Source organism: Rhizobacter sp. Root1238 (genome assembly GCF_001425825.1).
GTDB lineage: Bacteria > Pseudomonadota > Gammaproteobacteria > Burkholderiales > Burkholderiaceae_C > Rhizobacter.
In genome coordinates this window covers 115,326-126,382 of the sequence record NZ_LMDM01000020.1, presented here as the reverse complement: position 1 = coordinate 126,382, position 11,057 = coordinate 115,326, and the positions used below count along the sequence as shown (strand labels likewise).

11 protein-coding genes are annotated in these 11,057 nt (G+C 67.7%); 5 read left to right on the top strand and 6 right to left on the bottom strand.

The features are described from left to right. Positions 1-8: 8 nt before the first annotated feature. The 3 genes from ASC98_RS16180 to ASC98_RS16170 form a co-directional block, all read right to left on the bottom strand. A complete protein-coding gene (locus ASC98_RS16180) occupies positions 9-953 on the bottom strand; it encodes a universal stress protein (RefSeq protein ID WP_056808970.1) in 945 nt (314 codons plus the stop codon). Between the two features lie 11 nt (positions 954-964). Next, positions 965-1,387 (bottom strand): GreA/GreB family elongation factor, encoded by a 423-nt coding sequence (locus ASC98_RS16175; protein ID WP_056808972.1) that lies wholly within the window; start codon positions 1,385-1,387, stop codon positions 965-967. A gap of 317 nt (positions 1,388-1,704) precedes the next feature. Next, a complete protein-coding gene (locus ASC98_RS16170) occupies positions 1,705-2,532 on the bottom strand; it encodes a helix-turn-helix domain-containing protein (RefSeq protein ID WP_056808974.1) in 828 nt (275 codons plus the stop codon). 133 nt (positions 2,533-2,665) lie between these two features. On the opposite strand from ASC98_RS16170, the gene ASC98_RS16165 reads away from it, so the two are divergent. The 4 genes from ASC98_RS16165 (at position 2,666) to ASC98_RS16150 (ending at position 7,077) form a co-directional block, all read left to right on the top strand. Beyond that, a complete protein-coding gene (locus ASC98_RS16165; RefSeq protein WP_056808976.1) occupies positions 2,666-3,385 on the top strand; it encodes an aspartate/glutamate racemase family protein in 720 nt (239 codons plus the stop codon). Next, positions 3,382-5,682, top strand: a complete 2,301-nt coding sequence (locus ASC98_RS16160; protein ID WP_056808978.1) for a xanthine dehydrogenase family protein molybdopterin-binding subunit — start codon at positions 3,382-3,384, stop codon at positions 5,680-5,682. The genes ASC98_RS16165 and ASC98_RS16160 overlap by 4 nt, the downstream gene beginning before the upstream one ends. Positions 5,683-5,708: 26 nt before the next feature. Beyond that, positions 5,709-6,161 (top strand): (2Fe-2S)-binding protein, encoded by a 453-nt coding sequence (locus ASC98_RS16155; protein WP_056808980.1) that lies wholly within the window; start codon positions 5,709-5,711, stop codon positions 6,159-6,161. A gap of 97 nt (positions 6,162-6,258) precedes the next feature. After that, the gene (locus ASC98_RS16150; protein WP_235581291.1) at positions 6,259-7,077 is read left to right on the top strand and encodes a DUF3014 domain-containing protein; all 819 of its coding nucleotides are present in this window, start codon (positions 6,259-6,261) and stop codon (positions 7,075-7,077) included. 35 nt (positions 7,078-7,112) lie between these two features. On the opposite strand, the gene ASC98_RS16145 is transcribed toward ASC98_RS16150, so the two are convergent. Both ASC98_RS16145 and ASC98_RS16140 read right to left on the bottom strand, forming a co-directional pair. Beyond that, entirely contained in the window at positions 7,113-8,387 is a 1,275-nt protein-coding gene (locus tag ASC98_RS16145) for a glucarate dehydratase family protein (RefSeq protein ID WP_056808984.1), read from the bottom strand. Between the two features lie 19 nt (positions 8,388-8,406). Further along, positions 8,407-9,366: a Bug family tripartite tricarboxylate transporter substrate binding protein gene (locus ASC98_RS16140; protein ID WP_369820455.1), complete on the bottom strand. Its 960-nt coding sequence runs from the start codon at positions 9,364-9,366 to the stop codon at positions 8,407-8,409. Positions 9,367-9,535: 169 nt separating this feature from the next. Between ASC98_RS16140 and ASC98_RS16135 the strand changes: the two genes are divergently transcribed. Continuing rightward, positions 9,536-10,243 carry a GntR family transcriptional regulator gene (locus ASC98_RS16135; RefSeq protein ID WP_157597959.1) on the top strand — a complete coding sequence of 236 codons (708 nt, stop codon included), beginning with the start codon at positions 9,536-9,538 and terminating at the stop codon, positions 10,241-10,243. A gap of 63 nt (positions 10,244-10,306) precedes the next feature. On the opposite strand, the gene ASC98_RS16130 is transcribed toward ASC98_RS16135, so the two are convergent. Continuing rightward, positions 10,307-11,032 carry an SOS response-associated peptidase family protein gene (locus tag ASC98_RS16130; RefSeq protein ID WP_082541978.1) on the bottom strand — a complete coding sequence of 242 codons (726 nt, stop codon included), beginning with the start codon at positions 11,030-11,032 and terminating at the stop codon, positions 10,307-10,309. Positions 11,033-11,057: the final 25 nt, after the last annotated feature.

Sequence of the window (11,057 nt, the reverse complement as noted above, 5' to 3'; positions counted from 1 at the left end):
GGCCGCCATCAGCCAGGCGGGATGAAGACCGGCCCGAAGGTGTCGTGCGCCGCGATGGATGCAGCGGGTTCATCGCGCGGCCGCGGAACGATCAGCATGTCGCACCCGGACTCGGCCAGGAGTCGACGGCTGACGCTGCCGAGCAGGAACTGGCCGAGGGTCGATCGCCCCTGCCGGCCGGCGACGATCAGGTCGGCGCCGAGTTCCCTCGCCTGCCCCAGGGTGGTCCACGCCGGGTGGCCGTGGGCCACCGCGAAGGCCAACCGGGTGCTGTCCAGGCCGAGTCCCGCGGCCCTGCGGCGCATGCGCGCCAGGGTCCCGGTTTCGCGCCGCAGGCGGGCCTCGCGAATGATGTGGCCGGGCACGTCGGCACTGCGCAGCATGGCATCCCGGTGCGGGTCGATCGCATGAAAGGCATGGACACCGCTGCCGACGGCCAACCGGGTCGCCACCTGGACGGCGGCATCCGACGTGGCCGTGAAGTCGACCGGCACCAGCACACGCCGGTACGCCCCGTCGACCGGCGCCTTCACGACCAGCACCGGACGCCGGCTGATCCTGAGCATGCGATGCACGGTCCCGCCGAGCTGCAGGACCCGGACCCGGCTGCGCCCGCGCCGGCCGAGGACCAGCAAGTCCGCGTGCACCGAGGCCTGCATCAAGGCCTCGAGCGGCTCACCGACCACCACCTCGACCGTCGCGCTCACGTCGTACCGCCCGGCGATCTCGATCGCGAAGCGGCGCAGCGAGTCGCGTGCCTGTGCGGCCTTCAGGTCGATGTCGATCCGCGGCGAAAACCACTCTCGCAGCAGCTTGCAGCCGGCCGGGTCGAGCACGTGCACGAGCTTCAGGCGTGCGCCGTGCTCGTGTGCCAGCAAGGCCGCACGGCGCACGGCGTTGTTGGCGTCGATCGAGAAGTCGGTGGCCACGACGATGGATTTGAACGATTTCATGTGCATGTCCCTCACAACGCGTAGTCGCCGCTGGCCTCGGGTTGGAACAGGATGTCCACCAGCTCGGCGGCCCCCTCCTCGCCCGCGGGCGTGGACCAGCGTGCCACGGCACCGACGCTCAGCCCGAGGAGGCTGGCGCCGACCGGCGACAGCACCGAGACGAACCCGGCCGCGGGCTCCGCATCCGCCGGATAGCACGGCGAGAGCTTGCTGAGCCGGCCGGTCTCGAGGTCCTTCAACAGCACCTGCGAGTACATCGTCACCAGGTCGGGCGGGGCCTGGCGGGACGGCACGATGGCACAGGCATCGAGCACCTGCGCGATCGCCGGCCGGGTTGTGGACGAGCCTTCGCCGCGCCGGTCGCGGCGCAGGAGGTTCAGGAGTCGAACGTGGTCGAGTTCGGTGAGCGTGCGCTCAAGTGCCAGGACTTCCATCGGGCATTCCTTCAGTCATCGGTCGCATGCCGGGCAGTCGCCGACACACGCCATCGCGCGGGCTGCGGGCCCGGCGATCTGAAGTTTGCGCAAAGAGGATGGAAGTGATCGCCGGGCTCAGGGATGTGCGGCCGGAAGCCGGCCAGCGACACGGGGGGTCGCCGGGCACGGCAGGCCGCGCGGTGCGGCAATGGGGTGGACGCGGAACATGCCTGCACTGTAGTGACATCGCGGCCGTCGCGCGACCAGCCCGCGACAAGTCGCACCGGAGCGTAGGCGTATTCGGCCCGAAACGTCGCGCTGCAGTCACGCGGCCGTCATGTCCCCCTGCCCCTCTCGTGAGCATGAATGGCGCGGCCACCATCACGAAACGAGCTTCGGTAGCGGCGTGGCGTCAAGCCCAGCAGATTCCGAAATGCCGAGCCCATGTGTGACTGATGCGAAAACCCGCATTCCAACGCGATCATCGCCAACGGCATGTCCGTTCGCTCGATCAGGGCGCGCGCGGCCTGCAGGCGGGTTTCAACGATGAAGGCGTGGGGAGTCATGCCAACCACTCGACAGAACTCGCGCAGGAAATGGACTTCCGCCACCCCTTCGGCGCTTGCCAGTTGGGACAGTGTCAATGGTTGGTCGAACTCCGCGGCAATCCGATCCAGCACTCGGGCGCAACTCGCCCGGTCGATGTTCTTGGGCGCTGTTCGTGGCGCCGAGCAGAGGCTCACGAACCGGACTGCGAGTTCTTCAAGCGCAAGCGTGTCGATGTCTGGATCCATCATGGCCTTGCGAATCGCTCGACCCAGCACCAAGGCCTGACGGTGTCCCGGCATCTCCTTGCGGAAATTGGGCAACACGGTGGCGTCGTCGGTGGTGACGGGCCTCGTCCACCTGGCGACAAGGTACTCGCCGCCCGTTTGCGATTCTGAAAACACGGGCAACCCCGCAGGCGTGTAGGTCAGGACACCGGGCCAGGTGTCGAAGTCGACTCGATGGTCCGAATCGATGGCGTGCACCCCCGTCTGCCGCTCCAGAGCCACCCCGAGGGCCTGCGATTGCACGGGGTCGCGTGCACTGTAAGGGGCACTGGGAAGCAGATGAACGTTGAGACGGCCGTTCAAGACCGTCAGTGAACGCGAGGAAGGCATGGCAGTTTCCTTGTCGCAAGCAGCGGAAATTGTCCGCCAAGCCACGTTCGCTGCTTCTGAAATTTCTTGATAGCTCGCTGGCCCGGTTGTCTCGACACTGCGTGCAAGACATCAACCCGGAAGCACCCAAGCAATGCTGACGATCGGTCTGATTGGCGGAATGAGCTGGGAGTCCAGCGCGGAGTACTACCGCATCATCAATCAAGGGGTTCGCGCGCGCCTCGGGCCGCTGCGTTCGGCCCGATCGCTGATGCAGAGCGTCGACTTCGGCCCGATAGAACGGGCGCAGCACGAGGGCCGCTGGGATCTGACGACGCAGATTCTCCAGGATGCCGCGCGGAAGCTGCAGGCCGGGGGCGCCGACTGCATCGTCCTGTGCACGAACACCATGCACAAGGTCATCGATGACCTTCAGGCGGCCGTGACGATTCCATTTCTCCACATTGCAGATCCGGTGGGGCGTGCCGCCGCACGTGCCGGTGTGAAGACGATCGGGTTGCTGGGGACCTCTTTCACGATGGAGCAGGACTTCATGAAGGATCGGCTGACCAGGCTTCACGGGCTCAACGTGCTCGTCCCCCCACCGATCGAACGACAGGAAGTCCATCGAATCATCTACGACGAGTTGTGCGTCGGCATCGTCAATGACGAGTCTCGCCGGATCTACCAGCAAACGATCGACCGACTGGCGCAACGTGGCGCCGAGGCCATCATCCTCGGATGCACCGAAATCACCTTGTTGATCAAACCGCAGCACAGCCGGGTGCCGCTGCTTGACACCACCGATCTGCACGCCCGTTCAGCCGTCGATTTCGCGCTGAACGGCGCCAGCGCCGAGAGCGCAAACCCATGAAACGTCGCTACTTCCTTCTGGCTGGCCTTGGCGCCGCGGGCGCATTGATCTATGGCGTGACCGACTCGCCCGATGAACGCCTGCTCACGGCGCAGGCCATGCCCGTGAGCGAAGGCCAACTGGCGCTGAACGGCTGGGTGAAGATCGGCGCCGATGATTGGGTGACCGTTGTCTGCTCCAAATCCGAGATGGGCCAGGGCATCTACACCGCGTTGGCCATGCTGGTGGCCGAAGAGCTCGACGCCGATTGGTCGCGCGTGCGCGTGGAGGCGTCGGGTGTGGACAAGATCTACAACAACGTCGCCGCCGTGCGCGATTCGGTGCCCTATCACCCGCGCGATCGGGGCCTGCTCAAAGCCATGGTGCAGACGCAGAACGCCTACATGGCCCGCAACCTCATGAACATGATGACCGGCGGCTCTTCAAGCGTGAAAGACACTTGGCAGCCGATGCGCCGAGCCGGCGCAATGGCGCGCATGAGCCTGCTGGCTGCCGCCGCCAGGTACTGGACGGTGCCTGAGGCGGAGTGCACGGTCAGCGCGGGCGTGGTGGCGCATCCCAGCGGCCGGTCGGCGCGCTTTGGTGAGCTCATTGCCAAAGGCGTCGCACCGATCACGCGGGGCCAGCCCACGCTCAAGACGCGGGCGCAGTTCAAACTCATCGGCAAGCCCTTGGGGCGCCTCGATTCGAGCGCCAAGGCAACCGGCACGGCCGGCTTCGGCATCGATGTGCAGCAGCCGGGGCAGCTCCATGCGGCCATCGCGATGAGCCCCGTACTCGGCGGCACAGTGGCTGGCGTGGACAGCGCCGCCGCCCTGGCGATGAAGGGCGTCAACAGAGTCATCGTCGTGCCGCCACTCCACGGCGCCAGCGGCGGCGTCGCCGTGGTGGCCGACAATTGGTATCGCGCCAAACTGGCCGTCGAGGCACTCAAGCCGCAGTGGGTCGACGGTGCGGCTGGGGCTGCCAGCAGCGCGGCGATGCTGCAGCAGATGGTGCAGGCCGCCGCGCTCTTCGAGGGCAGCAACTTTGGTGGCCAAGGCGATGCCGGCTCGGCACTGGCCACCGCCACCAGGAAGCACGAAGCGCACTACACCGCACCCTGGCTGGCCCACGCCACGATGGAGCCCATGAACTGCACCGTGCTGTTCAAGGACGGCAAGGCCACGGTCTGGGCTCCCACGCAAGTGCCTGATTCAGTGCAGCTTGCGGTGGCCAAGGTGTGCGGCATTGAACCCGCAGACACGACGATCCATGTGACCCTGCTCGGCGGCGGCTTCGGACGGCGCCTGGAGGTCGACTTCGCCGCTCAGGCCGCCTTCATTGCCAAGGAACTCTCCGGCCTGCCCGTGCAACTGCTCTGGTCGCGCGAGGAAGATACGCGGCACGACTTCTACCGCCCGGCCTGTGCCGCCAGTTTCAGGGGGGGCCTCGATGCCAACGGCGCGCTCATCGCCCTCGAGGCGTGCTCGGCCGGCCAGTCTTTGTTTGGCAAGTACGCTCCGCGCGCCATTCAGGGCAGGGTCGGAGCCTTCTTGCCGATCGCCGGGCAGATGCCGCCAGCGGGGCCGGACAAGACGGTGGCCGAGGGCGTGTTTGACCAGCCCTATGACATCCCCAACCTGCGCGTGATGCATCGGTTCATGGAGTTTCCGGTGCCGGTGGGTTTCTGGCGCTCGGTGGGCCATTCGCATCAGGCCTTCTTCAAGGAGAGCTTCATCGACGAAATGGCCCACGCCGCGGCGACCGATCCACTCAAGTTCCGCCAAGCCATGCTCGGCAGCGATGCGCGCGCAGGCGCCGTCCTCCAGCTCGCCGCTGAAAAGGCGGGCTGGGGTTCACCGATCGCGCCTGCAGCCGATGGCCGCAAGCGCGGGCGAGGCATCGCACTGCACTGGTGCTTCGGCACCTGGGTGGCGCAGGTGGTGGAGGCCAGCGTGGGCAGCGATCAGGGCATTCGCGTCGAACGCGTCGTGTGCGCGGTCGATTGCGGTCTGGTCGTCAACCCGCGCATCGTCGCGCAGCAAATGGAAAGCGCGGTGGTGTATGGCCTGTCGGCGGCGCTGCATGGCGACATCACGATCGAACAAGGCCGCGTGCAACAAGGCAGCTTTCACGACTACGCGCCGCTGCGCCTGAGCGAATGCCCGGTGATCGAAACCCACATCGTCGCCAGTGACGAAGACCCCGAAGGCATGGGCGAACCCGGCTTGCCCCCGGTGGCACCGGCGCTGGCCAATGCCATCTTTGCGGCGACCGGCAAGCGCCTGCGCAACCTGCCGCTGAAGATGATCTGACCGCACAACCCCTGATTCCAAGCACCATGACCACCTTCACTCTCAATGGCAAGGCCACCACCCTCGATGTCGAAGACGACATGCCTCTCCTGTGGGTCTTGCGCAATGAACTCAAGTTGACCGGCACCAAATTTGGCTGCGGCATCGCGCTGTGCGGAGCCTGCACGGTGCATGTGGATGGCTCACCCACGCGTGCCTGCGTCACGCCTCTGGCCCAGGTTGCCGGCAAGCGTGTCGACACCATCGATGGCCTCAAAAGCAAAGCCCTGGCTGCCGTGCAAAAGGCATGGGTCGAACTCGATGTGGTGCAGTGCGGCTACTGCCAATCGGGCCAGATCATGGCCGCCGCTGCATTGCTCGAAAAAACCGCAAAGCCCACTGACGCCGACATCGACTCCGCGATGAACGGCAACCTCTGCCGCTGTGGCGCCTACCCGCGCATCAGGGCAGCAATCCACCAAGCCGGGGCAGCGCTCTGAGCAGAGCACCGCGACTGGCGCCGTCGGAGCACGAGGAGTCTTCCTCGTCCGAGTCAGATGCAGATCGAGCGTAAGCTGCGGCGGCATGAAGCCCGGTTTGAAGATTGCTCTCGCCCTCGGGGCCCTCGCCCTCGCCGCCGCAGCCGCCTGGTTCTGGCTGGCGCGCCCCGCCCCTGTCAGTCCTGCGGCCACGGCACCGCCGCAGCCCGCGCCCGCCCAGGTGGCTGCCGCCCCGCCGGCGGCCAGCTCGGGCATCCAGCACCCGATCGAGAACCTGCAGGCCGACGCCGCCGCGGCCCCGGTCGACCTCCCTTCAGCGGTGACGGCGTTGTTCGGCCGCGATGCGGTGCTCGCGCTGTTCCAGATGAACGACCTGCCCCATCGCGTGGCGGCGACGGTGGATGGCCTGGGTCGCGAGCAGGCGTCCCCTCGCCTGTGGCCGCTCAGTCCCGCCGCAGGCCGCTTCACGGTCGAGCGCCATGGCGATGGCGACACCATCAGCGCCGACAACGGGCAGCGCTACACGCCGTACGTGCTGCTGCTGGAGACGGTGGACCTGCGGCAGGCCGTCGCGCTCTACGCGGCGTTCTATCCGCAGTTCCAGCAAGCCTACGAAGACCTCGGCTACCCGGGCGGGTACTTCAACGACCGGTTGGTCGCGGTGATCGACCAGCTATTGGTCACGCCCGATCCCGCCGCGCCGATCGGCGTGCACCTGCCGACCGTCAACAGCCCGGTGCAGCCGACGCGGCCGTGGGTGCTGTACGAGTTCAACGACCCGGCGTTGCAGGCGCTGAGTGCCGGCCAGCGCCTGATGCTGCGCACCGGGCCCGTCAACGAACGCCGGGTCAAGGCGAAGCTGCGCGAGCTGCGGCGCCTGCTCGCGTCGCCGGCCGCCGCATCGGCCCCGCGCTGAGCCGGGCAGGACTCGAGACTCGCCCGCAACGCCGCTCAGAACCTCGGCGTGCGCCCCGAGAAGCCGGCGTCGTACTTGCGCATCTGGGCCAGGTCGTCGCGGTTGCGCACGCCGCAGGCCAGGTACTGCGCGTGCAGTTCGGCCAGCTTGCCGCGGTCGAGTTCGACGCCGAGCCCCGGCGTGCCGGGCAGGCGCACCGCGCCGTTCTCGAAGGCGACGCGGCCGCCCCGGATCACCTCCTCTTCCTGCCACGGGTAGTGCGTGTCGCAGGCATAGGTCAGGTTCGGAATGCTGGCCGCCACGTGGGTCATCGCCATCAGGCTGATGCCCAGGTGCGAGTTCGAATGCATCGACATGCCCAGGTCCCACAGCGCGCACATGCGCGCGAGCGTCTGCGTCACGCGCAGCCCGCCCCAGTAGTGGTGGTCCGACAGCAGCACCTTGACCGCGCCGGTTTCCGCCCCCTTGCGGAAGTCGTCGAGCGTCGTGATGACCATGTTGGTGGCCAGCGGCAGGCGGGTGTGCCGGGCAAGCTCGGCCATGCCTTTCAAGCCCGGCGTCGGGTCTTCGTAGTACTCGAGCAGCTCGTCGAGTTCGGGCGCGGCCCGGATGCTGGTCTCGAGCGACCAGTTCGCATTCGGATCGAGCCGCAGCGGCAGGCCCGGAAAGGCTGCGCGCAGCGCCCGCATGCAGGCGATCTCGTGCGCGGGCTCGAACACGCCCCCCTTCAGCTTGATGCTTTGAAAGCCGTACGCGTCGATCATGCGCTGCGCCTGCGCGACGATCTGCGCCGGGCCGATGCCCTCGCCCCAGGCGTCGGCCGCATAGGGCCGCCCGATGTGCTCGGCGTACTTGAAGAACAGGTAGGCGCTGTACGGTACGGTGTCGCGCACCGCACCGCCCAGCAGGTCGACGATCGGCGCACCGAGCAGCTGCCCTTGCAGGTCGAGCATGGCCACCTCGAAGGTGCTGGTCACCTTGGCGGCATTCTTCGCGGTGTGCGAACCGGGCGCCAGCTCGAACTCGATGGCGCCCGGGGCGGGCCGGATGGTGGCGCGCACGCGTTCTTCCATGCGATTGAGGTCGAACGGCGACAGGCCCAGGACCAGCTCGTTCGCTTGCGCCAGCACGCGCAGCATCGGCTCGTCGCCATAGGTCTCCGAAATGCCGACGCGGCCGTCGCTGGTCTCGAGTTCGACGATCGCACGCAGCGCCCATGGCTCGTGGATGCCGGCGGCATTGAGCAGCGGGCCGTCGCGGAAGGCGATCGGCGTGATGCGGACGTCGGTGATGCGGATGTCTCGGGTCATGGCGGGTCTCGTGGCAATCTCAGTTGGCGGTGGCACCGGATTTCTTGACCAGCGCCCCCCAGCGCGGGATCTCCCGGGCCATCAGCGCCGACAGCTCCTCGGGCGTGCCGCCGACGAGCTCCATGCCCAGTTGCCCGCCCAGCTTGGCCTGCACGTCGGGCATCTTCAGCGCCCTGGCAATCTCGGCATGCAGCCGGTGCACGACGGCCTTCGGCGTGCCCTTGGGGGCGTAGACCGCCTGCCACGACGACATCTCGAAGCCGGGCACGCCCGACTCGATCATCGTCGGCGTGCCGGGCGACAGCGCGATGCGCTTGCCCGTCGTCACCGCCAGCAGCTTCAGCTTGCCGGACTGCAGCAGCGGCAGCGCAGCCGTCATCTGGTCGAACATGAAGGTGACCTGGCCTGCGGACACGTCGACCATCGCCGGTGGCGTCCCCTTGTACGGCACATGCGTGAGCGGCACGCCGATCAGGTCGGCGAACAGCTCCCCCGCCAGGTGGGTGGAGGTGCCGGCGCCGGACGACGCGAAGCTGCGCCGCTTCTCGTCCTTCTTGAGCAGGGCGATCAGCTCCGCCACCGAGTTCACGCCGAGCGCGGGGTCGACCAGCAGCACGTTGGGCAGCGTGGCCACCAGGGCCACCGGCTCGAAATCCTTCACCGGGTCGTAGGCCAGGTTCTTGTAGAGGCTGGCGTTGATCGCGTGCGTGCTGATGGTGCCGCCGAACAGCGTGTACCCGTCGGGTGCGGCCTTGGCGGCAAAGCTCGCACCGATGCCACCGCCCTGCCCGGGCTTGTTGTCGACGACCACGGTCTGCTTCAGCGCGAGCTGCAGCTTCTCGGCGAGGACGCGCCCGACCACGTCGGTGGACCCGCCCGCCGTGAAGGGAACGATGTAGGTGATGGGTTTGGCCTGGGGCCACTCCGGCGTCTGGGCCGCGGCGGTGCCGGCGAGGGCCAGGGACAGTGGCAACGACAGTGGCAATGACACTGGCAACAACAGGAACGACACGAGGCTTCGACGATTCAAGGCAGTCTCCGGTGGTGGCAATGGGGGCCGCGCTGCATGGGCGGGGCTCGCTGACCCGAAGTGAAGCACTAATATATTAGTGTGTCAATGCGCCGACCCCGCCGCTAGAATGAGCGCCATGCCTGCCTCGTCCCCCAGCCGTTCCGCTGCCCTGGATCGCTCGCGCCATGCGGCGCCGCAGGTCTTCGAGCGCCTGCGCGACCTGATCCTGTCGCTGGAGATGGCCCCGGGAACGGTGCTGTCGCGGGCCGACCTGGCGGCGCACTTCGGCCTCAGCCAGACGCCGGTTCGCGATGCGCTGATCAAGCTCGGCGAAGAGGGCCTGGTCGACATCTTTCCGCAGCACGCCACGGTCGTGAGCCGCATCGATGCGGCGGCTGCCACGCAGGCGCAGTTCCTGCGCCGTTCCATCGAGGCCGAGGTGGTGCTCACCCTGACCGGGCATGCCGACGCCGTGCTGCTCAGCCAGTTGCGCGCGCAGATCGACGTGCAGACGGCGTTGACGGGCAGCACGGCTTACCTCGATTTCATCGCGGCCGACCGGGCGTTCCACCGGCTGATGTATGTCGCCGCCGGCGTGCCGGACCTGTTCGACCTGGTGCGCAAGCACAGCGGCCACGTCGACCGCCTGCGCATGCTGAACCTGCCCTCCCTCGGCAAGCAGCGCGCGATCGTGCGCGACCACCGCCGCATCGTCGACGCCATCGCCAGCGGCGACGTTGCCGCGGCGCAGGCGAGCTTGCGTGATCACCTCTCCGGCACGCTGGGGCAGATCGACGCGATCCGCCTGGCGCATCCGGACTACTTCACGGCGCAGGCCGGCTGAGCGGGCTCACCTTCGACGCCGTGGAGGCCGCGCGGCAGGAATGACCGCCAGCAGCCTGGAGAGTCACCCCTCTTCGCCTGCCGGAAGACGCTCGGCGTCCCAGAGAACGGTGATGCCGCCGGGCCAGGTGGGCGTGGCACCCGAACGGCCCTTGGGCCAGGGCTCTGCCGTCAGCTGGTCGGACGGATACGGCTGCATGAAGCTCATCATCTGCTCGGCGCGACAGCTGAGCCAGGCGTCGTGGTCCGCCTCGTCCAGGATGACGACCATCCGCTTTTCCTGCCATGGCTTGCCGAACTGCATCATGAGCGGGTGCGTGTCCGCGTTGACGGTGAGCATCGTGAAACTGGGGACTTCCTCGCCGGTCGTGCTGTCCGTCCACCAGCGCCAGAGGCCGGCAATCCCCATCGGCGCGCGATCGCGGCGGGTGATGCGCCACCGAACCGGCCTGCCGGTCTGGTAGTCGAGTTCGTAGATGGCCTCGGTGGGGACGATGCAGCGTTGACCGCGATGCCACGCCCCGCGAAACAAGGCCAGCTCACCGGCGATGTCGGCCGGCGCGTCCTGGGCGCGCCGGCCGAGCGTCAACGTCTTGCAACGACACGAAGAAGGCTCGCAGCCGCAGCGCGGCCTGTCGCGCCCGGGCCGGATCCCATCCGGCGCCCGCGAGATGAATGGCGCGAGATAGCGCGGGAGACTTCGTGCCGCCATGTCACCCCCAGGCGGCACCACGCCGAAGTGAGAGCGCATGCGATCCGGGGCAGCGACCGGGTAGTAGTTGATGGCCATCGTGCGCGTTGCGGGCAGGTCGGCA